Source organism: Variovorax sp. J22R115, from assembly GCF_030317005.1.
Lineage (GTDB): Bacteria > Pseudomonadota > Gammaproteobacteria > Burkholderiales > Burkholderiaceae_C > Variovorax.
In genome coordinates, this window is record NZ_JASZYM010000001.1 from 317,015 (window position 1) to 339,927 (window position 22,913).

Below are 22,913 nucleotides of genomic sequence, written 5' to 3' on the forward strand. Positions count from 1 at the left end.
TCCTAACGATGTCGGCGAAGGCCAGGTTCCGAGGTGGAGCAGCCTGTCGTCAGGAAAAGCACGAGCGTCAGCTTTGAGCGGTCGCCGACGTTCGCCCAAATTCGATCGACGGCAACCAGTTTGGCTGCGACGGGCCGGCCCGAGCCCCCATATCGATGGCTAGCAGAGCAACGTTCGATACTTCGAGGGCACGGTCGCCGGTGGGCAAGCAGGAGCGATGACCGCAGTGCCTTGGGACCGGCAGTTGATACCAGTGTGCTTCGCTGTTGAGCGAACGGAGTCGCCCTCGCAGCGCGAATTCACCCCGCGGCCGGGAAGGACGGCAAGCGCTGCGCAGCAGCCGTACGAAGGTCGCCGACGACAGGCAGGGGAGGGGCCCATCCTTGCCGATCGCGCTCGATGCGTGATCGGCCGCGATCAGTTGAAGCGGACTGCAACCGTCGAGCGGCCATCGGCCCAGGCCAAAGCTCTCGACCCGACAAATTCCAGACTCGAATCGAACGCGCCGCCCGCAATCGATTCCTGCCCTCGCATAAACGATCTGCCGGCGGCCATCTCGCATAGTTAGGATCACTCTCCACCCCACCTTAGGAGCGGCAGATGCCCAAAGGCTATTGGATCGCCCGCGTGGACGTCAGCGACCCCGAGCAATACAAGAGGTACGTGGCGGCCAACGCCGAACCGCTCAGGAAGTACGGCGCACATTTCCTGGTTCGCGCCGGACGCTCGGAGAGCCCCGAAGGCATCAGCCGCTCTCGGAACGTGGTGATCGAGTTCCCGAGCTACGAGGCGGCGCTCGAATGCTTGAAGTCGCCTGAATACCAGGCGGCCATCAAGCTGCGGACCTCGATCTCGACGGCCGACCTGCTGATCATCGAAGGCTACGACGCACCGCAGCCGGGCTGATCCAAGCAGCGGCCCTGCCAACGTCAGCAACTGCTTGCGTACCTGCCGTACGGGCGAGCAGGACCGGAGTTCGAGCAACCACTCGATCCGACTTCACCTCCAGATCGACTGCACCAGGCGACTCATCTCGCGATCCCGCGGACATTGTGGTCTTTCGATTCTCAATCTTGTCAATGACAAGATGTCGTCGTAATATTGGCACCGTCAAGTTGGCAACGGATGCCACTTGCGAGCCTATCCACCACATCCTGGAGATTCCCATGAACACCGATGTCACCGTGACTCAGTCCAAGAAAGCGTCAGCCGAGTCGCCAGCTTCGACCCAAGCGACGACCGAGGTCGCCTACCTCAGTGGCAACTTCGCCCCGATGACGCGGGAGACCACCGCCTTCGACCTCCCGGTCCGCGGTCGCATTCCGGAGGAGTTGGATGGCCGCCTCCTGCGCATCGGACCAAGCCCGGTCGGCCCGGTTGATCCGGCTGGCTACCATTGGTTCACGGGGACCGGTCTTGTGCACAGCCTGCGCCTGCGCGGCGGCCGCGCGGAGTGGTATCGCAGTCGCTTCGCACTGAGCGCCGACGCGGCCGCGGCTTTGGGCAAGGCTCCGATTCCGGGCCCGGGTGACGGCCAACGTCCGGTGAACACCAATGTGACGCTCATCGGCGGCCGCGTCCATGCCATCGTGGAAGCCGGTGCGTTGCCGATCGAACTGGACGCCGATCTGGAGAGCGTCGCGCACTCGGACTTCGGTGGCACGCTGGAAGGCGGGTTCACCGCCCATCCGAAGCGTGACCCGATCACGGGAGAACTCGTCGCCATCACCTATGAGCCGGGTCGTCCGTCACTGCGCTATGTGGTGGTCGACGCGGAAGGGCGCGCCCAGACCCGTGCCGAGATCGTTACGCCGCACGAACCGATGGTGCATGACGTGGGCTTCACGCATAACTTCATCGTCGTTCTCGACCTGCCTGTCACCTTTCAGCCCCAATCGGCGCCGACGCATCTCTTTCCCTATTTCTGGAACGATCGGCAGGCACCGCGCGTGGGCCTCCTTCCGCGCGACGGCAATGTCGCCGGCATGATCTGGTTCGACGCGCCGTCCTGCTATGTTTTCCATATCGTGAACGCCTTCGAGGCCGAATCCGGCGACGTGGTGGTGGACGTGGTGCGCCATCCGCGCATGTTCGAACGTGACACGCAGGGACCGAACGAGGGCACGCCTGTCTTGGCGCGGTGGACCCTGGATCGCGCCGGCGGCCGGCTGTCGGAGCGCGTTCTCGACGATCACGGCGGCGAATTTCCGCGCATCGACGATCGACTTGGTGGGCAGGACTATCAATTTGCGTACACGGCCCACTGGTGGGGAGACCAGGTGAGTTCTGGGCCTGTGTACAAGCACGATGTGCGCAGCGGACACACCGAGGTGCACGATTTTGGCCCCGGGCATGCGTCGCTGGAGCCGGTGTTCGTACCGCGCAGCGGGGCAACCGATGAAGACGATGGTTATCTCATGTGCTACGTCTTCAACGCCGAGCGCAATGCCAGCGATGTTGTGATCCTGTCGGCCCGGGACTTCACCGGTCCGCCATTGGCGGTCGTCGAACTTCCCGTGCGTGTGCCCTTTGGCTTCCACGGCGATTGGATCCCGGACCGCACGTAAGCGGTCGCGCGGCGCGGCTGCTGTGCATCTTCACGATGTCGGCCGTCGCGCTCGAACGCCATCCAGAAGGAGTTGCATCACGCCATCCACGAGCTTGTGAACGGGGAGGGCAGCATTGACCTTCGAGTCGATGATCAGATTCGCCAGGCCGTGGACGGTCGACCAGCATGAGAGCGTGGCAACGCCAAGTGCGACCGCATCGTCGGGCCTCGGCGTGAAGATGCCGGATCTCGCGCCCCTCAGAACAAGGTCCTCAAGAACAGCCTTGGCCTCTGCGCCGATCTCGGAGGCGGCAGGACTTGTCGCTGCGCCATCCGCAAGCGCGGGGCCGAACATCAATCGATACAACGCCGGGTTCTCCGCGGCGAATGCAATGTAGGCCTGCGCGGCGGCGGTCAGTGCCTTGTCCGCTTTCTTGAGCCTCGAGACGGCATCAAGCATGCAATCGCGCAGTCTCGCGAACCCGACTTCCGCGACCGCAATCAGCAGATCGCGCTTCTCCGCGAAATGACTGTGCGGCGCGGCGTGGGAGACACCTGCGCGGCGTGCGAGCTCCCGAAGCGAAAAGCTCCAGTCCTGCTCTTCAGTGACGATCGACAGCGCCGAGTCGATCAGGGCGCGGCGCAAGTCTCCGTGGTGGTAGGCGCGGGTGTCGGGGGAATCCTTCTTCATGGGGTCGATGGTAGCGCCGAAAGGCCATAGATATAGGCATCGACAAGATTGAGAGATCCGTACCTGGTCAGCGATCACCGTGCCGACGATTCTCGTTGCCGGACCGCTGGCACGGCGTGCATCTTGGCGATGCCAATAGCCTTGTGAATTCGGATTGAGACTGTCTGCTGTCCTTCGAATTTGGCTGCCGAATGACAGCGGTCGCCGAGACCAGACATTGGCACTTTTCTTGACGAACGGCCGGTCTACTCTGGAACTTGACCGTCGCCGATGTCGCCAGTTCGGATCGCGGGCGGCAACGGACGACGACGACGAAGTCGCGCGTGAGCGACTGCTTCTGAATGTCGCGAAATGGCGGTCAGTGGCTCCGCCGAGATGTGATGGCCGAACGTTCCGCAGCGTGCTCGAGCAGGTGTGCTCAGACATGAGCAAACGCTATCTGCGCGACAGCAACCTGCCGCATGGTGTGGACGGATTGCTGGGCTTCGCGCGCCCGAGCAGTTTCAGCCACTGGTCTCCCAGCCAGTTTCGGCTGCTGTGCCTCGCAGCGGAACACGCAGGCCGCCGCCGCGGAGGATCATGGAGATGGCGGGGTGTCCTGAGCCGGGCAGGACAGGCCGAGTACTTCGAAACGCAGGGCACGCGACATGCCCTCGATGAGGAGTCATGCGGCCTTGCGCAGGAATCCCTGGTTGGCCCCGTTGCGATTGGGCGCGAAGCCATTCGCCAGAAGCGATTCCTCCGCCGTGTGGTAGAAGACACCGATCTTCGAGATTTCGCGCGCCTGTTGGGCGGTCGCGATGGGGCGACCGAACTGGCGCGAGATCTGCACCAGTTGCTCGATCTGTGCCACGGTGCCGATCTTGGCCGTGCGCGTCTGGTTCCAAAGCACGTCCTCGGTACCGCAGCGCACGTGCAGGCCCATGGCGATACCCATCATGTTCACAGGCAGCACGTTGCGGACTGAACTTTCCACCGTGAGCACCGCGCCATCGGGAACGGCACGCAGGAAGTTGGCGAGGTTGTAGATGTTCGGTGCGTCCATGCCACCGCTGATCGCCACCCAGTTCATCACCAGCGGGCCCTTGTAGACGCCGCGGCGCATCAGTCGCTCGACCGACTCGAAGCTGTTGATGTTGTAGCACTGGAAGGCGCTCTGGATGCCGGCGGCCGTGAGGCGGCGGATGTGTTCCTCCACCCAGCCGGGCTGGGCCGGCACCGTCATCTCCTTGTAGGCCTCGAAGATGGCGGGGATTTCCCGCGAAGTGCCCTTGAAGTCTGCCAGTTCGGCGTGCTCCGTGACGTTCATCTGCGAGGTGTTGACGGTCACGGTCACCTGGTCCGGCTTCGGATCGAGTTCGGCCAGCATGTGGCGCGTGTCGTCGGACAGCCACTTGGCCGCCGCGCCTTCGGACTCTGGCGCGAAGCTGATCGAGCCGCCCACCTGGATGATCATCTCGGGCACGCGCGCACGCACGCCGGCGATGAGTTCGTTGAACTTGGACAGGCGCTTGCTGCCCCTGCCATCGAGTTCGCGAACATGAAGGTGCAAAACCGTTGCGCCGGCGTTGTAGCAATCCACCGCCTTCTGGATCTGAGCCTCCATCGTGACAGGGATTTCTTCCGGGAAGTCGGACGGAAGCCAGCCCGGTGCATAAGGAGCGGCCGTGATGATCAGCGGCTGCTGGTTTTCGGGAAACAGGTGGCCATCTAGGAAGTTCATGTCGTTTCGTCTCGGGTTGCAATGCGGATGTCGGAAGGATGCCGGCTCGGGTCAGTTCGCCTGAATGCCGAACTTCTTGACGATGGCGGCGTTGCGTTCGGACAGCGCCCTGGTCTCGCCGAGCAGCGCCGGCGTGTCGACGCTCAGTTCGGGTTCGAGGCCCACGTCCATCAGCTTTTGCTGCACGGCGGGTGCCTGCGCTGCCTTTTCGATGGTTGCGTGAAGCTTCGCCAGCACGTCGGCCGGCAGCTTGCTGGAGCCTATGAAACCGACCCATCCCTGGAACTGCAGTTCCGGATAGCCGAGTTCGGCGGTGGTTGGCACATCAGGGAGGAATCTGGAGCGGCGTTTGCCGGAGAAGGCGTAGGGGCGCAGCTTGCCGCCTTTGATCAGCGGCATGGAGGTCACCATGCCGTCGAACATGATGTCGACCTGGCCGCCGAGCAGGTCCTGGAGCGCGAGCGGCGATCCGGGATAGCCCACGTGCTGCATGTCCAGCCCGGCCCGATCGCTGAGGATCAGTCCCGCGTACTGCGACACGGTGCCCGGGCTGTAGCTGGCGAAGCTGGCCTTGCCTTGGCGCGTCTTCAATTGCGCGACCAGACCCTGGAAGTCCTTGGCGGGGTAGCCTGACGTGGTCACGAGCACGACGCCCGACCTGGCTACCGACGCGATCGGGACCACGTCCTTGAGCGGGTCGAAGGGCATCTTCATCACCTGCGGCGTCTCGGCCAGCACGTTGCTTGCCGCCACCACGATCGTGGTGCCGTCCGGCGCGGCCTGCAGCATGGCCTGGAGGCCGATCGAGCCGCCTGCTCCGGGGCGGTTCTCAACGATCACCGGTCGACCGATGTCGACAGCCATCTGCTGCCCGAGCACGCGGGCGACGATGTCCATCGTTCCGCCCGGGGGCGCCGGGACGATGAGCCGCACCGGCCGATCGCCCAAGGCCCAGGCGCCGAGCGCCAGCGAGCATCCGACCAGCGCCATGGAGGCGCGTGCAAGTTGCAGAAGTTTCATATTTCAAGCCACCAGTTCGCTGTCCGGCTTGCGCAGGAACCCCTGGTTGCCCCCGTTGCGATTGGGCGCGAAGCCATTGGCCTGAAGCGTCTCTTCCGTCGTCTCGTAGAAGACCCCGATCTTCATGATCTCTCGTGCCTGTTTCGCTGTCGCGATGGGACGGCCAAATTCGCCAGAGATACGAACCAACTGCTTGATCTGCTCGACGGAGCTCATCTTTCCCGTGCGGGTCTGGTTCCAAAGCACATCCTCGATGCCGCACCGCACATGCAGGCCCAAGGCAATGCCGATCATGTTCACGGGCAGCACGTTCAGTACCGAACTCTCCACCGTGATCACCGCGCCGTCGGGTGCAGCACGCAGGAAGTTGGCGAGGTTGTAGATGTTCGCCTGATCCATGCCGCCGCTGATGGCCACCCAGTTCATCACCAGTGGGCCCTTGTAGACGCCGCGGCGAATCATTCGCTCGATCGTCTCGAAGCTGTTGATGTTGTAGCACTGAAACTCACTCTGGATTCCGGCGGCTGTCAGGCGACGGATGTGCTCCTCGGCCCAGCTGGGATTCGAGGGAACGATCATGTCCTTGTAGGTTGCATAGAGGTGCGGGAAGCCGCGCGAAACTCCCTTGAAGTCATCTATACCTGCATGCTCCGTCACATTCATCTGCGTCGTGTTGACGGTGACAGTCACCTGGTCGGGCTTCGGAGTGAGTTCGGCCAGCATGTGCCGCGTGTCATCGCTCAACCACTTGGCGGCCGAGCCATCATCTTCCGGCGCGAAGCTGATGGAGCCTCCCACCTGGATGATCATTTCCGGCACGCGGGCGCGCACGCCGGCGATCAGCTCATTGAACATGGACAGGCGCTTGCTACCCTTGCCATTGGCTTCACGCACATGCAGATGCAGCACGGTGGCACCGGCTTCGTAGCAGTCCACAGCCTTCTGGATCTGCTCCTCCATCGTGACTGGGATGTCTTCCGGAAAGTCCGAGGGGATCCAACCCGGCGCATAGGGCGCGGCCGTGATGATCAGGGGCTGCTGGTTCTCAGGGTACAGGTGGCCGTCGAGGAAGTTCATGAGGATGGGTCTCCGAGTTGAAATGTGACGTCGGGAATATTGAACGAGGATGACAAGACTTCGGGTACTCAGTACGGCACGTCGCCCACGATGCCGGCGCGCTCCATCTTGCGAGGTGCGGGCCAGTAGTCGTTGACCGCGTAGTGCTGCGTGCTGCGGTTGTCCCAGACGGCCACGTCCCCGGGCTGCCAGGACCAGCGCACCTGGTACTCGGGAATGGTGGCCCGGCTCGTCAGGTAGTTCAGCAGCAGTGATGCGCCGGGCAGCTTGTCGATGCCGTGGCGGATGTTCTCCGGCGTGTTGTAGTTGACGAAGTGCGTGGTGAAGCCACCTACGTACAGGATCTTCTCGCCGGTTTCGGGATGCGTGCGCACGACGGGATGCTCGACCGGCGGGTTGTCCCGGTCCAGCTTCCTGCGCGCTTCCTCCGGCATGACGGCGCCGAAAGAAGGCTCGATGCTGGCCTTGGCGCGAAGCTTCAGGATCTTCTGCTTGATCTCCTCCGGCAGTTCCTCGTACGCCTGAACCATGTTGACCCAGATGGTGTCGCCGCCGATCTCCGGGCATTCGATGCAGCGCAGGACGGCACCCATGGCAGGGCTCTGGCGCCACAGGCCGTCGGAGTGATAGGAGTTCTCGTAGCTGTGCCTGGAGTCGCTGCGATAGATGAGCACCAGGCCGGGGTGCTTGGGATCACTGTTGACCACGGGGTGGTCTTCCAGCTTGCCGAAGCAACTTGCGAAGGCCACGTGGTCGGCGCGCGTGATGTCCTGGTTGCGAAAGAAAAGCACTTTGTGCTTGAGCAGCGCGGATCTGACCTGTGCGAAGAGTTCGGGGTTGCGCGCTGCTTCGCCGAGATGGACTTCGCTGACTTCGGCGCCAATGGCCGGCGTGACTTGCTTGATCTTCATTTCTTGCTCTCTGGAGGAATGGCGGCGCTGGGTCAGTTCGCCTGGATGTTGAACTTCTTGACGATGGCGGCGTTGCGCTGGGACAGCAACTTGTTCTCGGCCAGCAGCGCAGCCGTATCGATGCTCACATCGGGCTCCACGCCCACGTCGATCAGCTTCTGTTGCACCGCGGGCGCATCGGCGGCCCTCTTGATGAGAGCCTGGAGCTTCGCCAGGACGTCGGCCGGCAGCTTGCTGGAGCCGTAGAAGCAGACCTGTCCCTGGAACTGGATGTCCCGGTAGCCGAGTTCGGTCATGGTCGGCACGTCCGGGAAGTACCTGGACCGGCTTTTCCCCGAGACCGCATAGGGGCGCAGCATGCCGCTCTTGATCAGGGGCAACGACGTGACCACGCCATCGAACATGATGTCGACCTGGCCGCCGATCAGGTCCTGAAGCGCGGGCGGCGAGCCGGCGTAGCCGACGTGCTGCATGTCCAGGTCAGCCTGGCTGCTGAGAATCAGTCCCGAGTATTGCGACACCGTCCCCATGCCGTAGCTGGCGAAGCTGGATTTGCCCTTGCGCGTTTTCAACTGCGCGACAAGGCCCTGGAAGTCCTTGGCCGGGTAGCTGGCACCGGTCACGAGGACGTAGCTCGAGGACGCCACCCTGGCGATGGTGACGATGTCCTTCAGTGGGTCGTACGGTACCTTCATCACCTGCGGCGCTTCCACCAGCAGGTTGCTCGCGCCCAGCAGGATCGTGTTGCCGTCCGGGGCCGCCTGCAGCATGGCGCTGAGCCCGATCGAGCCCGTTGCGCCGGGGCGGTTCTCGACGATCACCGGTCGGCCGGTGTCCGCGGAAATCTGTTGCCCGACGACGCGTGCGGCGGTGTCCATCGTTCCGCCCGCCGGTGCCGGAACGATGACCCTCAGGGGCTTGTCGCCGGATGCGGCCCAGACGTTGAGCGCCAGCGAACATGTGATCAACGCCATCGCAGGGCGAGCAAACTGATGCAGTTTCATTTCCAGTCTCCATTTCCCGTTCGTTTCGGACAGACCTGTCAGCGGGTCCAGTATCTGGCGCACCGGCAACCGGTACTTGCTTATCGGGGACATGGATTTGTCGAAATGGGGCATAACCGACGGCGAGCTTCCAGTCCTGTATCCGTCCCTCAAGAATTGCATCTCCACATGCATTCACAGACAAGGACATGAACCATGACCAAAGCCATCCGCCTTCATGAAACCGGAGGCGCAGACGTCCTCAGATTCGAAAACCTCGAGGTCGGCGAACCGGGCGCAGGCGAGGCCCGCGTGCGCCACAGCTTCATCGCCGTCAATTTCGCCGACGTCTACTTTCGCACCGGCCTCTATCCCATGGCTCTGCCCAACGGCCTCGGTACCGATGCGGTGGGCGTGGTCGAAGCCGTCGGGCCCGGCGTGACGGATATCCGCGTGGGCGACAGGGTGGGCTACCTGGTCGGACCACCGGGCGCCTACGCGCAAGCGCGCGTGATGCCTGCCGAAGTGCTGATTCCCCTGCCCGACGGCATCACGGATCGCACTGCCGCGTCGCTCATCATGAAGGGCATGACCACGCAATATCTGTTTCGCCAGGTCTATCCGCTGAAGGGAGGCGAGACCATCCTCTACCACGCGGCGGCGGGCGGCGTCGGACTGATCGCCTGCCAGTGGGCGCGCGCCATGGGCGTGACCATGATCGGCACCGTCAGCACCGACGAAAAGGCCGCCATCGCGAAGGCCAACGGCTGCGCGCACACCATCGTGACCTCGCGCGAGAACATCGCCGAGCGTGTGAAGGAGATCACCGAAGGGAAGGGCGTTCCCGTCGTCTACGACTCGGTAGGCAAGGACACGCTGGAAGCTTCGCTCGACTGCCTGCAGCCTCGCGGAACGCTGGTAAGCAATGGCACTTCGTCGGGCCCGGTGATCCTCGACACCAGGCTGCTGGCGACCAAGGGTTCCATCTGGCTCACCCGGCCGGCGATGAGGCATTACATCGAGCCGCGTGCGCACATGCTCGACATGGCGCGGGAGCTGTTCGACCATGTGCTCGCCGGGCACATCGTCAGCGAGCCGAAGCAAAGCTTCGCCCTGGCCGACGCGGCAGAAGCGCACCGCGCGCTCGAAGGACGCAAGACGATCGGCTCCACCGTCCTCGTTCCCTGAGCGACGTTCGGACGCGAGGTCGGTACCATAATGGCGCTCCAGCACCGACCCATGAGACACATTGCACGACTCATGCGTAGCGCCAGCTTGAGCGGTTACGTCGAGTTGGTGAAGTCGCTCGGTCGCGACCCGCATACCTTCATGCGAACCGTGGGGCTGCAGCCGAAGGTCCTCGAGGATCCCGAGACGCTGATCCCGAGAGATGCCGTGCGCGAATTGCTGGAGATCACCGCGCGTGCCACGCGGACCGAAGATCTTGCGCTGCGTCTTGCGGCCCAGCGCAAACTCTCCGCCCTCGGGCCCATCAGCCTCGTGCTGAGGGAGGAGGCCACGCCGAGGGACGCCCTCGACACGCTGTGCCGCTACCTGAAGCTGGTCAATGCCTCGCTCACCATCCATGTCGAAGACACCGACAGTGTGGTGGTTATCCGGGAAGACCTGATGCCAAGCCCCGGGCTGCCCATGCGACAGTCGGTGGAACTCGCCGTGGGCACCGTGTTTCGCATGTTGAGCGATTTGATCGGCCCGCATTGGCGACCGCTCGAAGTCTGCTTCACGCATCGCCCACCCAGTGACGTCTCCACCCATCGCGCTTTCTTCGGACGGCGCGTCAAGTTCAACCAGGAATTCAACGGCCTGGTCTGTCTTGCGATCGACCTGTCCAAGCCGCGCGAGCCGGGAGACCAGGTGGCGGCGGGCTACGCGCGCAAATATCTGGAAGCGGCCCTCAGGGATCGCAGTGAAAGCGTGCATGACAGCTGTCGCCAGCTCATCCTCGCGCTGCTGCCGGGTGGCGCCTGCAGCGCACAGGAGGTTGCTCGGCACCTGCGCGTCGATCGCCGCACGCTGCACCGCCGGCTCGCTGCGGAGGGTCTCACCTTCAGTAGCTTGCTCGATCAGGTGCGCTCGGACCTGGTCAAACGTCATCTGCGCGAGAGCGACCTGCCGCTGAGCGAGGTGGCCGAGCTACTGGGCTTCGCAACGCCTAGCAGCTTCAGTCATTGGTTCCAGGGTCAGTTCGGCTGCAGCGCCTCGCAATGGATCAAGCAAGCGACGGACATGGCAGCAGCAAAAGAGTACGTGACGTCCTGATCGATCGGCGCTTATCGGCCCGCGGCGTCTTGCCTGCATCGATTCAGAGCTGTCTCAGATCGGCAAGTTCGCGTCCCAAAAGAGCAAGCTGCATGGGTCGCGTCGCCAGATACTGGATCCAGGAAATCAGGCACTGCCATCGCCTGATTCATTCCAATTGAATCAAGACATCGAACGGAGACATCTGCCATGGCAGCACCCCAAAGCAAGGTCATCGTGACGTGTGCGGTGACCGGAGCGATCCACACGCCGACCATGTCGCCCCACCTGCCAATCACCGCGCACGAGATCGCCTGCGAGGCGGTTGTGGCCGCGGAAGCAGGCGCGGCCATCGTCCATCTGCATGCGCGCAACCCCGAGAACGGCCAGCCCTCGCAGGACCCGGCACTGTTCCGGGCCTTTCTTCCGGCCATCGCGCAGCACTCGGACGTGGTGATCAATCTCACGACAGGCGGCGCTCCGAACATGCTGGTGGAGGAGCGCCTGCAGCCTGCATTGCAGTTCAAGCCCGAGGTGGCGTCGCTGAACATGGGATCGATGAACTTCGGCCTCTATCCCATGCTGGGCCGGCACAAGGAATTCAAGTACGAGTGGGAACGGCCCTACCTCGAAGGCTCGGAGGACCGGGTGTTCCGCAATACCTTCAAGGAGATCCGCTACATCCTCGAATCCTGCGCCGAGAGTGGCACCCGGTTCGAGATCGAGTGCTACGACACCAGCCACCTTTACACGGCGGCGCGTTTCATCGACCGCGGCATCCTCAAGCCGCCATTCTTCATTCAGTCCGTCTTCGGACTGCTGGGCGGAATCGGCACACACCCCGACGACGTCATGCACATGCGCAAGACTGCCGAGCGCCTGTTCGGCCAGGACTACTACTGGTCGGTCCTCGGAGCCGGCCGCAGCCAGTTCCCGCTGGCCTCCATGGCGGCTTCGCTGGGAGGGAACGTTCGCGTGGGGCTCGAGGACTCGCTGTGGGATGGGCCGGGGCGGCTCGCGAGGAGCAACGCCCAGCAAGTGCAGCGCATCGTCTCGATGCTGAAATCGATGAACCTGGAAGTTGCAACCCCTGCGCAAGCGCGCGAGATGCTGCAACTCAAAGGCAAACACGCGGTGGCGTTCTGATCCATGACTGAAACTGTTGTTCTTGTGACCGGCGCCACGGCCGGGATTGGCCGCGCGACCGCTCGCGCATTCGCGCTCGAAGGCGCCCGGTTGATGTGTTCCGGCCGCAATGCCACGGCCGGAGCCGCGCTCGTTGCCGAACTCCGCGAACTGGGCGCCGAGGCGGAGTTCGTGGCTGCCGACGTCAGCCGTGAGGAGGATGTGCGCCAACTCGTCGAACGCACCGTGGCGAGCTATGGCCGGCTCGATGTCGCCGTGAACAGTGCAGGGACCGAGGGAACGCCCGGGTCGATCGTCGACCAGACCGTCGAATCCTATTCGGCGACCTTCGACGCGAATGTTCTGGGGACCTTTCTCAGCATGAAGCACGAGCTGCGCGTGATGCTCCAGCAGAAGCAGGGCGTCGTGGTCAACCTTTCCTCCACGATGGGAAGCCGCGGTAACGCACAGAACCCGATGTACGTGGCGAGCAAGCACGCGATCGAGGGCCTGACCAAGTCTGCGGCATTGGAGGCAGGCCGGTCGAACGTGCGTGTCAACGCGGTGGCTCCTGGTCCCATCGATACCGGGATGCTGGAACGCATCGCGGGAGGGGTCGAAAAGATCGCGGCGGTCGCCGCAACGATTCCCGCCGGCCGCATCGGCACCCCGGAGGAGGTCGCCGATGCCATCGTCTTCCTGGCGTCCGATCGCTCCAGGTACATCTCGGGACAGATCCTCGCAGTCAATGGCGGCAAGACCGCCATGTAGGTCGGGGCGAGAGCCGCCCGTGCGTCAGTCATCTTTCAATAACGAAGAGAGCCCATGAGAAAACCCCTGATCGCCTTGACCGTACTCGCCGCCGGTGGCGCTGCGGCCCAGTCCTCCATCACGATGTTCGGCGTCGTCGACGCCACGGTCAGCGGCTATTCGAACAAGGCCGAGACTCCGTTCGGCATCGGCGTCACGACCAGCAGCACCGTACAGAACAGCGGAGGTTACGCTAGCAGTCGCCTGGGCTTCCGCGGCACGGAGGATCTCGGCGGCGGTGCGGCTGCCAGCTTTTGGCTCGAAGCCGGAATACTCAACGACACCGGCGCCGGCTTCGCGCCTGGCGGGGGTCTTGCCTTCAACCGTCGATCGACTGTCAGCCTGTCAGGGGTCCTGGGCGAAATCCGCCTCGGCAGGGACTACACGCCCACGTTCTGGAACGACGCCATCGCCGATCCGTTCACCTCCAACGGCGTGGGCATCAACCTGATCGCCACCGCGAGCGGCTTCAACACGCCCGGACAAGCGGCCAACGGGTTCCAGGCCAACCCCAACTACATTCGTGCCTCCAACTCGGTGGGCTACTTCCTGCCACCGAATCTGGGAGGTTTCTACGGCCAAGTCATGTACGCCTTCAACGAGGCGAACAAGGTCGACCCGGGCGGTTTGACACCGAACACACCGAACAGCCAGCGAGCCGGACGCTACGCAGGTGGCCGCTTCGGCTACACGAAGGGCCCCTTGGATGTCGCAGTGGCACTCGGCCGAAGCACGATTGGAGACCAGTTTTTCCTGGGCACGACGACCAACCTCGACATCTGGAACGTCGCCGCCACGTACGACTTCGGCGTCATCAAGCTGTTCGGCGAGTACTCGAACAACAAGCTGAAGACGGACTTCTCCGGTATCCCGCCGGTCGCGAACGCTTTTGGTTTCACGAACCCGGGAGCCAACGGCGCGCTGATCGGCCTGAACGCACCGATCGGACCCGGGTTGATTCGTGCCGTCTATACCCAGGTGAAGTACAACAACATCACTGCTACGAATCAGATCGCTCCTGGCCTGGCTCCGGACCCGAAGTCCGAGAAGTTCGCCCTCGGCTACGTTTACAACCTGTCGAAGCGTACGGCTGTCTACGCGACGGCTGCACGGATCGACAACAAGAATGGTGCCGACCTGACCGTTGGCGGGCCCGCCTACTTCACGAAGGCAATCAACGGCGCAGTGCCGACGCCACAGTCTTCGACTGGCTACGACGTCGGCATTCGACACGTCTTCTGATTGAACCCTTCGCCCAATTGCAAGCGCATCACAATGACCGCATTGACCTTGACTGGTTGGCCCACGCTCGGACGCCAATTGTTCCCAGGCGTCCTCGCCAGTGCCGTCGTGGCTGCAGCGGCCACGTTTCTGGCGCAGCACTATGGTGCGCCTGTCATGCTCTTCGCGCTGCTCCTCGGCATGGCAATGAACTTCCTGTCCACCGACGGCCCCTGCACCGCCGGCATCGAGTGGACAGCACGCCAGGTACTGCGCCTGGGCGTGGCGCTGCTGGGCTTGCGCATCACCACGGGCCAGATCGCCGCCATGGGCTGGCATCCGGTGTTGATGGTGATGGCGTCGGTAGCGCTCACCATCAGCCTGGGTATCGCGTTGGCCAGGCTGATGGGGTATCGAAGCTTCTTCGGCTTGCTCACGGGCGGCGCAGTCGCGATCTGCGGAGCGTCGGCAGCCATGGCGCTTTCTGCGGCCATGCCGAACCACCCCATGCGGGAGCGCGCCACGCTGTTCACCGTGATCAGCGTCAGCGCGCTGTCGACGTTGGCGATGATCATCTATCCGATGATCGTGCGCGCGCTGGGCCTCGATCCGGTACAGGCCGGCATCTTCCTCGGCGGCACCATCCATGACGTGGCGCAGGTCGTCGGTGCCGGCTATGGCATATCGATCGCCACCGGTGATGCCGCCACCTTTGTGAAGCTGCTGCGCGTCGCGATGCTCCTGCCTGTGATTGCGTTCGCGGGATTCCTGACGCGAGCCGATCAAGGCAAGGCCGCCGATGGCAAGCGTCCGCCGCTATTGCCCCTGTTCGCGATTGCCTTTGCGGCACTGGTCGCGATCAACAGCACGAGTTGGGTGCCCAAGGCTGTCACTCAAGCGGGTGTCGATCTTTCGCAATGGTGCCTGGTCGCCGCAATCGCCGCGATCGGCATGAAGACCCAGCTGAAAGAACTTGCAACGGTGGGATGGAGGCCAATCGCTCTGATGGTCGGCGAGACAATATTCCTCGCCGGGTTCGTGGTAGCGTGGCTGCACTGGGGCGGCGCGGCACTCGGCTGAGCAATTCAGGCGTGGGCCCACTCTGAGTGAGGCGGTTCGCATCTCACACCTCAACGTCAAGCATGCATGCATGCATCCTGTTTGTGGCCGCATTCAAGCCCGCTCTCGATCGGATCGCGAACGGGCCGGAGGGTCGGGGGTCCATGAAAATGTCCGCCGTCTCCTTGCGCGCCAGTCGGATCGTCGAGTGCAACTACTGGATGTCCGCAACCTCGTCGAACCGGTCGTAGCGTTCGGCTCGACGACCGACTACTCATGGCCGGGACTGCCTGTTCACCAAACTCGCTTATAGCGGTCGTTGGCCAACCGGGCGATCACGCCGAAGGTCAGCTGTCAGGCACGGCCGCGAATTGGTGCTCGCGCCATTTGCAGTCCTTCGCCAGGGTCTGCTATCGGGCGGCCCTTGGCTCGTCGACCTCCTGCCTGGTGGTGCCCATACTACGGCGTCAATGTGCCAATTTCGGCCCAATCCGGCACCACCCCCCAGCGGCCCTCGACGTGTTGCCCGGGCTCCAACTTCAAGAGGCCGATCCCTGAACGAAGAGCATTCGGCGGGCACGTCATTGGCTCGATCGCAATGGCGCGTCGTCGACGCGACACATTCTCGATTGTGTCGCCCGTGTACACCATGAGGTATCGGAACGACGAATCGGCCCAGAGGCTGACACGTCGGCCCTTGTCGGGCCGCGCCACGGATGCACGCGCGAGGCCGTCGGCCCCTCGCACGAGGTCCGTGTAGCCAGTATCCAGCCGCACCGAGCCGACCGACCTCGGCTCGGTGAAATCCCGGTCCGATCCGGCGACCGGCTCGTGTCCGACCGGAAGCCCGCGGTCGTCCATCACCAGGCATCGGTTCGCCGGGACCTGCAGCACCGCGTCGTCGATGGCGGCGCCCACCGTCAGGTAGGGATGGAAACCGATCCCGAAGGGCGCGGGGACGTTCGAGGCATTTCGCGCCCGGAAGGAGACCGTCAGGCCTGTCACATCGAGTCGATACCGGACTTCCAGGTCGAGCCGCCACGGATACCCCGGCTGCGGATGGAGCGCGCAGGTCAACGCAACTTCATCGGCTGACTTCGATGCAGTCTTCCACGGGAGCCATCGCACCAGCCCATGGATCGCGTTCTGCAACTCGGGCTCGTCGAGCGCCGCTTGGCCGGCCCGATCTTCGAACCGGTACTGCCCGCGGTCGAGGCGGTTCGGCCAGGGAGCCAGCACCTGACCGCGGCCGCTGGGCGACCACTCCTCCACCCCGAATCCATCGATGATGTCCGCGTCTTCCACCGAGTAGTGGCGCAGCGTCGCGCCCACCTCGGTCACGATGGCGCGCTGCGAGCCGTGACGGATCTCGTATTGCGCGCCCGAGAGTGGCGAAACCGCGTTGACCGAGCTCATCGATCCCGGGCGGTGGACCCCCGCGCATCGGCAGCTTCCGAGAGAGCCATGGCGCTGGCGATGAACGTCAGGTGAGTGAACGCCTGAGGGAAGTTGCCGATCAGTCGCTGGTGCGCTTGGTCGTATTCCTCGGCGAAGAGTCCGAGATCGTTTCGCAGCGAGAGCAGCCGGTCGAAAAGCGCCTGGGCCTCCTCGAGTCTCCCGAGCATGGCCAAGTCGTTGACGAGCCAGAAGCTGCAGGCGAGGAACGCGCCTTCGCCCGGGGGCAATCCGTCGGCCGCGTCCTTGTCCGGGATGTACCGCATCACGAACCCGTCATGCACAAGCTCACGTTGGATCGCCTCGACCGTGCCGGCCACGCGCGGATCGGTCGCCGGCAGAAATCCAACCTGCGGGATCAGCAGTAGCGCCGCATCGAGCTGCGTGGATCCGTAGTACTGGGTGAACGTGTTCCTCTCGGCGTCGAAGCCGTTGCGGCACACCTCCTCGTGGATGTCGTCCCGCATCCGTAGCAGTTCGTCCATCGCGCCCTTGTAGCCCGACCCTTGCAACATCTTCACGACGCGATCGGCGGCGACCCAGGCCATCACCTTCGAGTGGACGAACTGACGTCGGGGCCCCCGAACCTCCCAAATGCCATCGTCGGGTTCGCGCCAATGGCGCTCAAGCCACAGAACGAAGCTTTGGGTGGGATCCAGCGCTGCGGCGACGGCAGTCATGCCGAGCCGCCGCGCGCGATAGATCGCATCGGCCAACTCGCCATAGACGTCAAGCTGCAGTTGCCCCGAGGCAGCGTTTCCGACCCGCACAGGGGCGGACCCCTCGTAGCCTGCCAGCCAGCCGAGTTCGTACTCGTCGAGGCGGCGCTCTCCTGCGATTCCGTACATGATCTGCAGGTCTTCGGGGTCGCCCGCAACGGCACGGATCACCCAGTCGCGCCATTGCGTCGCTTCCTCGACATAGCCTGCAGACATGAGCGCGTCCAGCGCGAGCGCTGCGTCTCGGATCCAACAGTACCGGTAGTCCCAGTTGCGCACACCGCCGAGAAACTCGGGCAGCGACGTGGTGGGCGCGGCCACCAGCCCGCCAGTGGGTGCGTAGGTGAGCGCCTTGAGCGTGATGAGGGAGCGTTCGACCTCATCCTTCCACGCACCTTTGTACGTCGAACGACCCGACCAGGCGCGCCACCAGGCCTCAGTCTCGGCCACGGCATCGAGCGCATCGATCGGTGGCGGCGCGTCTTCCCAGGAGAGGTACCCTGTGAGAACAAAGCAAACGCGCTCGCCCGCGTTCACCGAGAAGTCGGCTTCGAGACAACGGTCTTGCGACGTGATCGGTACGTCGGCCCGCAACTCCACCGCCTCGGGTCCCGCGCCGGCACTCACCGCCTGATCCTTGGCGAGGATCCACGGGGCGGTCTTGCCGTAATCGAACCGCGGGTTGAGCCGAACGGACATCGGTACGGTGCCGCGCACGCCCTCGACGATCCGCACGATCCGTGGGTTCGACGCGCGCAAGGCCATGCAGTCGATGAGCCGAACCACGCCGTCGGCCGTCTCGAACTCGGTTTCGAGAACGAGCGTCGAAGGCCGATACCGTCGCGTCGTGGCGACGGCGTTTCCGGTCGGAGCGATGCGCCATCGACCGTTTTCCTCGGTGCCGAGCAGGTTCGCGAAACATGCGGAAGAGTCGAAGCGCGGCAGGCACAACCAGTCGATCGACCCATCGATCCCGACCAATGCTGCAGTGTGCATGTCGCCGATGAGTCCGTAGTCCTCGATGCGAAGAGCCATTCGACCTCCCGTGGGGCAGTCGGCGCCGAGGCGGATTCAGACTTGAAACTGCGGTGGCGTTACTGGGTCCGTCTAGCCGGGTGAGCAGCGAGCTGGAGCTGGTCCTGATTTTGGAGGCGATTGCCCGCGCCTGTGCTGCGTTGACATTGTCCCGTTACCAACGTAACGATTTCCGACCATATCGGCCGCGGAAGAGGTGCCCACTCCTGCAGTCAAGGCCTTACCCACGGGAAACCTCATGCGCAGCGATGATCACTACGATTTCATCATCATCGGCAGCGGGGCCGGCGGCGGCACGCTCGCCCTCAAGCTGGCCCCTTCCGGCAAGCGAATTCTCATCCTCGAACGCGGCGACTATCTGCCGCGCGAAAAGCAGAACTGGGATCCGACCGAAGTCTTCGTGAAGAACCGCTACGTGTCGAAGGACACGTGGTACGACTCGGACGGCAAGCCGTTTCAGCCGGGCGTCCATTACTTCGTCGGCGGCGCGACCAAGATGTTCGGCGCTGCGATGTTTCGCTTACGCGAGAGGGATTTCACGGCGCACCGCACTGCCGACGGCTCGACGCCCGACTGGCCGATTCGGTACGACGATTTCGAGCCGTACTACACGCAGGCAGAAGCGCTCTACCACGTCCATGGTCAGCGCGGCGATGACCCCACCGATCCACCGGCCAGCGCACCCTACGCATTTCCCCCCGTGAGCCACGAGCCGCGTGTGCAGGAGATCGCCGATGGCTTGAAGCGTGCCGGTTATCGGCCGGCGTACGCGCCGACGGGCATCCTGCTCGACGAGGCGGACCGTCCCCACAGCCAGTGCATACGCTGCAATTACTGCGACGGCTACCCCTGCCTCGTCCACGCGAAGGCGGACGCTGAAGTCATCGCCGTGCGGCCCGCGTTGCAGTACCCGAACGTGACGCTGAAGAGAGACGCTCACGTCCAGCGCCTCGAAACGGACGCCAGCGGACGCACGGTTACCAAGGTGATCGTGCATCGCGATGGGCAGCGCGAGGAGTACACCGGAAGCCTCATTGTCGTGTCCTGCGGTGCGGCCAATTCCGCACGGCTGTTGCTCATGTCGGCGAATCAAAAACATCCGCGCGGGCTGGCGAACGGTTCGGACATGGTGGGTCGCCACTTCATGTTTCACAACGCGGTCGCGCTGGTCGCCCTTTCCCGGCGCGAGAATCCGACCGAGTTCCAGAAGACGCTCACGATCAACGATTTCTATTTCGGTGCGACGGACTACGAATTTCCGCTCGGCAATATCCAGATGCTCGGCAAGTCCCAGGGACCGATGTTCAAGGAAGACGCGCCACGGTTCGCGCCCGGCTTCACGTTGGATCAGATGGCCCGACACGCGGTGGATTTCTGGCTCACGAGCGAAGACTTGCCGCTTCCGCAGAATCGCGTGTCCGTGAATTCTGGAGGTGAAATCCAACTCCACTACGAGTTCACAAACGTGGAGCCGATCAATCGCCTACAAAGGAAATTGCAGTCAATGCTCGAGCACATGGACATGCATCCTCACCTCATCCCGAACAACCTCTACATGGGAAAGCACATTCCCATCGCCGGCGTCGCTCACCAGGCCGGCACCTGCCGGTTCGGCATCGACCCGGCAACTTCCGTCCTCGACGTCAACTGCAAGGCGCACGAGCTCGACAACCTGTACGTCGTGGACACGAGCTTTTTCCCAAGCATCGGGGCGGTGAATCCGTCGTTGACCGCCATCGCGAACGCCTTGCGCGTCGGCGAGCATCTGCTGCACCGCATCCAATGACAAATTACCCGCTCGCACGGCGCAGAGAAATCGCGGCCGTGTACGGTGCCGGCTTGATTCAGGGCGTGGCATTGGTCACGTTTCCGGCGGCGAGCGTCGTCTTCACCAGCGCCACGGGCTACGGTTTGTCGAGAACGGAATACGGCGGCATGTTCGTGCCCCAGGCGGTGACGGCCATCGGATCCTCCTTGCTGGGCGCCGGCTTGGCACGCCGCCTCGGCGCCAAGCGCATCTTCTTGATCGGACTCGTTGCGAATCTGGCGTCGATGGCGCTGCTCGTTCTGAGCCGGTTCGCGATGAGCGAGCACGCGGTTGCTTACGTGGTCCTGCTCGTCGCCACCGGCTGCCTCGGCGTCGGTTTCGGTTTCACGGTGCCGACGCTCAACACGCTCGCCGCCGCCTTCTTTCCAACGAAGGTGGACAAGGCCGTGTTGGCGCTGAACGCCCTGCTGGGGTCAGGCACTGCGCTGGCGCCGATGCTTGTCGCGGTGTTCGTCGGTCTGGGCATCTGGTGGGGACTGCCGGTGCTGGCTGGCGCGCTGATCCTGGGGTTGCTCCTGTTCAGTGCGCGCTTGCCGCTCAGTCCGGATGCGCAGGCGGACGGCGCCGGGGTCATGGGCGGGCGGACGAAGCTTCCTTTTCGGTTCTGGGTGTTCGCCGGATTCGCGCTCTTGTACGGTGTCTGCGAAACGATGAACGGCAACTGGGCTTCGCTCTACATGACGAAGGAACTGGGCGCAAATGCGACGCAGGCCTCGCTCGCCCTCACCGTGTTCTGGGGCATGGTGACGGCAGGGCGCGTCCTCTTTGCCCTCGTCGGGAAATGGTTGCCCGAGCGCGCCGTCTTCCAGGTCCTGCCGTTGCTCGTGGCCGCTGGCTTTGTCGTCCTTGCCTTCCTGCAGCCGAGCCAGCCGCTCTTCGGCATCCCGGCCTTTGCGCTCGCAGGCTTCGGTTGTTCGGCGTTGCTGCCGCTGGTCATCAGCTTCGGGCAGGCGGAACTCAAGCCCATCGCCGCATCGATGGCCGGGGGATTGATCGCGTCCTACCAGATCGGGTACGGGATCGCGGCCTTTGGCGTCGGCCCTCTGGAGTCACGGTTGGGATTGAGTCTGGGCACGATCTATGGAGCGACCACCGGCGTCGCGCTGGCGCTCGTCGTGCTTGCCGCGCTCATCGCCCGCCACCCAGCGCGACTGGTCACGGAAGTAGCGCGTGCGCCGATTCAAAGTCCGACCCAGCCCTCAACCATCACTCATCCAGGAGATCAACCATGAACCTGAAAGACAAAGTCGCCATCGTCACCGGCGGCAACAGCGGCATCGGTCTCGCCATCGTGCTGGAGCTCGCCAAGCAAGGGGCCAACGTAGTCATCGACTACGTCGTGCATCCCGAAGCGACCGAAGCGACGGAGAGGCAAGTCCTCGCCTTGGGAGACCAAGCGATCGGAGTGCAAGCCGACGTGAGCAAGGTCGCCGACCTGCAAAGGCTGATCGCTACTGCCGTCAAGAGGTTCCGCCGAGTCGACGTCATGGTCAACAACGCAGGGGTCGAGACTCGCACCTCCGTGCTCGACACGAGCGAGGCGGACTACGACAAGGTGCTCGCCATCAATCTCAAGAGCGCGTTCTTCGGCACCCAGTTCGCCGCACAGCAGATGATCAAGCAGGGCGGTGGCGGGCGCATCATCAACGTCAGTTCCGTGCATGAGGACTGGCCGATGCCGGGCAACGCCGCCTACTGCCTTTCGAAGGGCGGCATACGCATGCTCACGCGCACGGCGGGCGTCGAGCTGGCGCCGCACAACATCCTCGTCGTCGGCGTCGGTCCTGGCGCCGTGGCCACGCCGATCAACCTGTCGACCATGAACGATCCGGTGCTGCTGAAGAAACTCAACTCGGCCATTCCGTTGGGCCGCATGGCTCGTTCGGAGGAAATCGCGAGCGTCGTGGCGTTCCTCGCGAGCGACGGTGCGAGCTATCTGACGGCCACCACGATCTTCGTGGACGGCGGGATCATGCAAAGCAGTCCTGGACTGTGATGAGTCGCTCCGTAGAACTCCAGATGACGCCGGGAAAGGCCTGGCCCGATTTGCACCCAACGTAGTCTCGTTCGCCAACGGCAGCTTTCAGGCCTCGAATCCAACGGGCCCGGAGGCTGGCTTCGGGCCCGGACTGACACTCCGACTGTTTGGATAGCGGCCACTCGGTTGCCTTCGACATCGGAATCGCGCTGGCCGCGTGACGTCGGCGAGCGGCTATGTCTGCACACCGTGGGACCGGTCGTTGATACCGGGATCTCCTTGGCAACTGGATGACCGAAATCGGCATCACAGCGTGAGTTCGCCCAGCAGCAGGGGAGGACCGCACTGCACACCGGTCGGACATCGGGCGCTGGTGGAAGGCAGGGAGGGCTGAAGCGACATTCACTTTCCTGATCTCGTTGCCGCAAAGCTGCCGGCCGAGCCCGTCCACAGGGACCTCAAGGAAGTCCC

At 63.6% G+C, this 22,913-nt stretch carries 19 protein-coding genes; 11 read left to right on the forward strand and 8 right to left on the reverse strand.

Annotated features, from left to right (window positions below):
* The first annotated feature begins 600 nt into the window (after window positions 1-600).
* Window positions 601-906 (forward strand): DUF1330 domain-containing protein, encoded by a 306-nt coding sequence (locus tag QTI04_RS01335; RefSeq protein WP_286613882.1) that lies wholly within the window; start codon window positions 601-603, stop codon window positions 904-906.
* Window positions 907-1,166: 260 nt separating this feature from the next.
* Window positions 1,167-2,567: a carotenoid oxygenase family protein gene (locus QTI04_RS01340; protein ID WP_286613883.1), complete on the forward strand. Its 1,401-nt coding sequence runs from the start codon at window positions 1,167-1,169 to the stop codon at window positions 2,565-2,567.
* Between the two features lie 30 nt (window positions 2,568-2,597).
* Here the strand turns inward: QTI04_RS01340 and QTI04_RS01345 are convergent, their stop codons facing one another.
* From QTI04_RS01345 to QTI04_RS01370, 6 genes are all read right to left on the reverse strand, one after another.
* Window positions 2,598-3,665 carry a TetR/AcrR family transcriptional regulator gene (locus tag QTI04_RS01345; RefSeq protein ID WP_286613884.1) on the reverse strand — a complete coding sequence of 356 codons (1,068 nt, stop codon included), beginning with the start codon at window positions 3,663-3,665 and terminating at the stop codon, window positions 2,598-2,600.
* Window positions 3,666-3,903: 238 nt separating this feature from the next.
* On the reverse strand, window positions 3,904-4,962 hold the full coding sequence (locus QTI04_RS01350) for a 3-keto-5-aminohexanoate cleavage protein (protein ID WP_286613885.1): 1,059 nt from the start codon (window positions 4,960-4,962) through the stop codon (window positions 3,904-3,906).
* A gap of 51 nt (window positions 4,963-5,013) precedes the next feature.
* Complete coding sequence (locus tag QTI04_RS01355) at window positions 5,014-5,982, reverse strand: tripartite tricarboxylate transporter substrate binding protein (protein ID WP_286604141.1); 969 nt, start codon at window positions 5,980-5,982, stop codon at window positions 5,014-5,016.
* 3 nt (window positions 5,983-5,985) lie between these two features.
* The gene (locus tag QTI04_RS01360; RefSeq protein ID WP_286604140.1) at window positions 5,986-7,059 is read right to left on the reverse strand and encodes a 3-keto-5-aminohexanoate cleavage protein; all 1,074 of its coding nucleotides are present in this window, start codon (window positions 7,057-7,059) and stop codon (window positions 5,986-5,988) included.
* Window positions 7,060-7,127: 68 nt separating this feature from the next.
* On the reverse strand, window positions 7,128-7,970 hold the full coding sequence (locus tag QTI04_RS01365; protein WP_286613886.1) for a TauD/TfdA family dioxygenase: 843 nt from the start codon (window positions 7,968-7,970) through the stop codon (window positions 7,128-7,130).
* Between the two features lie 32 nt (window positions 7,971-8,002).
* The gene (locus QTI04_RS01370) at window positions 8,003-8,974 is read right to left on the reverse strand and encodes a tripartite tricarboxylate transporter substrate binding protein (RefSeq protein WP_286613887.1); all 972 of its coding nucleotides are present in this window, start codon (window positions 8,972-8,974) and stop codon (window positions 8,003-8,005) included.
* Window positions 8,975-9,169: 195 nt separating this feature from the next.
* Here QTI04_RS01370 and QTI04_RS01375 point away from each other — a divergent pair, with 195 nt between their 5' ends.
* The 6 genes from QTI04_RS01375 (at window position 9,170) to QTI04_RS01400 (ending at window position 15,448) form a co-directional block, all read left to right on the forward strand.
* On the forward strand, window positions 9,170-10,141 hold the full coding sequence (locus QTI04_RS01375; RefSeq protein WP_286613888.1) for a quinone oxidoreductase: 972 nt from the start codon (window positions 9,170-9,172) through the stop codon (window positions 10,139-10,141).
* 108 nt (window positions 10,142-10,249) lie between these two features.
* Entirely contained in the window at window positions 10,250-11,233 is a 984-nt protein-coding gene (locus QTI04_RS01380) for an AraC family transcriptional regulator (RefSeq protein ID WP_336621868.1), read from the forward strand.
* A 189-nt stretch (window positions 11,234-11,422) separates the two neighbouring features.
* Entirely contained in the window at window positions 11,423-12,358 is a 936-nt protein-coding gene (locus QTI04_RS01385; protein WP_286613889.1) for a 3-keto-5-aminohexanoate cleavage protein, read from the forward strand.
* A gap of 3 nt (window positions 12,359-12,361) precedes the next feature.
* A complete protein-coding gene (locus QTI04_RS01390; protein WP_286613890.1) occupies window positions 12,362-13,108 on the forward strand; it encodes an SDR family NAD(P)-dependent oxidoreductase in 747 nt (248 codons plus the stop codon).
* A 54-nt stretch (window positions 13,109-13,162) separates the two neighbouring features.
* Complete coding sequence (locus tag QTI04_RS01395; protein WP_286613891.1) at window positions 13,163-14,389, forward strand: porin; 1,227 nt, start codon at window positions 13,163-13,165, stop codon at window positions 14,387-14,389.
* A 33-nt stretch (window positions 14,390-14,422) separates the two neighbouring features.
* The gene (locus tag QTI04_RS01400) at window positions 14,423-15,448 is read left to right on the forward strand and encodes a YeiH family protein (protein ID WP_286604130.1); all 1,026 of its coding nucleotides are present in this window, start codon (window positions 14,423-14,425) and stop codon (window positions 15,446-15,448) included.
* 438 nt (window positions 15,449-15,886) lie between these two features.
* On the opposite strand, the gene QTI04_RS01405 is transcribed toward QTI04_RS01400, so the two are convergent.
* A complete protein-coding gene (locus tag QTI04_RS01405; RefSeq protein ID WP_286613892.1) occupies window positions 15,887-16,843 on the reverse strand; it encodes an aldose 1-epimerase family protein in 957 nt (318 codons plus the stop codon).
* Window positions 16,840-18,636, reverse strand: coding sequence for a glycoside hydrolase family 15 protein (locus QTI04_RS01410; RefSeq protein WP_286613893.1), 1,797 nt, complete (start codon window positions 18,634-18,636; stop codon window positions 16,840-16,842). The genes QTI04_RS01405 and QTI04_RS01410 overlap by 4 nt, the downstream gene beginning before the upstream one ends.
* A 238-nt stretch (window positions 18,637-18,874) precedes the next feature.
* Here QTI04_RS01410 and QTI04_RS01415 point away from each other — a divergent pair, with 238 nt between their 5' ends.
* The 3 genes from QTI04_RS01415 to QTI04_RS01425 are packed head-to-tail and all read left to right on the forward strand — an operon-like array spanning window position 18,875 to window position 22,460.
* On the forward strand, window positions 18,875-20,422 hold the full coding sequence (locus QTI04_RS01415) for a GMC oxidoreductase (RefSeq protein ID WP_286613894.1): 1,548 nt from the start codon (window positions 18,875-18,877) through the stop codon (window positions 20,420-20,422).
* On the forward strand, window positions 20,419-21,696 hold the full coding sequence (locus QTI04_RS01420; RefSeq protein WP_286613895.1) for a sugar MFS transporter: 1,278 nt from the start codon (window positions 20,419-20,421) through the stop codon (window positions 21,694-21,696). Before QTI04_RS01415 ends, QTI04_RS01420 begins: the two co-directional genes overlap by 4 nt.
* Window positions 21,693-22,460 carry an SDR family NAD(P)-dependent oxidoreductase gene (locus QTI04_RS01425; protein WP_286538381.1) on the forward strand — a complete coding sequence of 256 codons (768 nt, stop codon included), beginning with the start codon at window positions 21,693-21,695 and terminating at the stop codon, window positions 22,458-22,460. Before QTI04_RS01420 ends, QTI04_RS01425 begins: the two co-directional genes overlap by 4 nt.
* Window positions 22,461-22,913 lie beyond the last annotated feature (453 nt).

What these genes read in the sequence shown, in the direction of transcription:
- QTI04_RS01335 (WP_286613882.1), top strand. Translation starts at nt 601, where the DNA reads ATGCCCAAAGGCTATTGGATCGCCCGCGTGGACGTCAGCGACCCCGAG.
- QTI04_RS01340 (WP_286613883.1), top strand. Translation starts at nt 1,167, where the DNA reads ATGAACACCGATGTCACCGTGACTCAGTCCAAGAAAGCGTCAGCCGAG.
- QTI04_RS01375 (WP_286613888.1), top strand. Translation starts at nt 9,170, where the DNA reads ATGACCAAAGCCATCCGCCTTCATGAAACCGGAGGCGCAGACGTCCTC.
- QTI04_RS01420 (WP_286613895.1), top strand. Translation starts at nt 20,419, where the DNA reads ATGACAAATTACCCGCTCGCACGGCGCAGAGAAATCGCGGCCGTGTAC.
- QTI04_RS01405 (WP_286613892.1), bottom strand. Translation starts at nt 16,843, where the DNA reads ATGAGCTCGGTCAACGCGGTTTCGCCACTCTCGGGCGCGCAATACGAG.
- QTI04_RS01415 (WP_286613894.1), top strand. Translation starts at nt 18,875, where the DNA reads ATGCGCAGCGATGATCACTACGATTTCATCATCATCGGCAGCGGGGCC.
- QTI04_RS01425 (WP_286538381.1), top strand. Translation starts at nt 21,693, where the DNA reads ATGAACCTGAAAGACAAAGTCGCCATCGTCACCGGCGGCAACAGCGGC.
- QTI04_RS01355 (WP_286604141.1), bottom strand. Translation starts at nt 5,982, where the DNA reads ATGAAACTTCTGCAACTTGCACGCGCCTCCATGGCGCTGGTCGGATGC.
- QTI04_RS01410 (WP_286613893.1), bottom strand. Translation starts at nt 18,636, where the DNA reads ATGGCTCTTCGCATCGAGGACTACGGACTCATCGGCGACATGCACACT.
- QTI04_RS01395 (WP_286613891.1), top strand. Translation starts at nt 13,163, where the DNA reads ATGAGAAAACCCCTGATCGCCTTGACCGTACTCGCCGCCGGTGGCGCT.
- QTI04_RS01345 (WP_286613884.1), bottom strand. Translation starts at nt 3,665, where the DNA reads ATGTCTGAGCACACCTGCTCGAGCACGCTGCGGAACGTTCGGCCATCA.
- QTI04_RS01370 (WP_286613887.1), bottom strand. Translation starts at nt 8,974, where the DNA reads ATGAAACTGCATCAGTTTGCTCGCCCTGCGATGGCGTTGATCACATGT.
- QTI04_RS01360 (WP_286604140.1), bottom strand. Translation starts at nt 7,059, where the DNA reads ATGAACTTCCTCGACGGCCACCTGTACCCTGAGAACCAGCAGCCCCTG.
- QTI04_RS01350 (WP_286613885.1), bottom strand. Translation starts at nt 4,962, where the DNA reads ATGAACTTCCTAGATGGCCACCTGTTTCCCGAAAACCAGCAGCCGCTG.
- QTI04_RS01385 (WP_286613889.1), top strand. Translation starts at nt 11,423, where the DNA reads ATGGCAGCACCCCAAAGCAAGGTCATCGTGACGTGTGCGGTGACCGGA.
- QTI04_RS01390 (WP_286613890.1), top strand. Translation starts at nt 12,362, where the DNA reads ATGACTGAAACTGTTGTTCTTGTGACCGGCGCCACGGCCGGGATTGGC.
- QTI04_RS01400 (WP_286604130.1), top strand. Translation starts at nt 14,423, where the DNA reads ATGACCGCATTGACCTTGACTGGTTGGCCCACGCTCGGACGCCAATTG.
- QTI04_RS01365 (WP_286613886.1), bottom strand. Translation starts at nt 7,970, where the DNA reads ATGAAGATCAAGCAAGTCACGCCGGCCATTGGCGCCGAAGTCAGCGAA.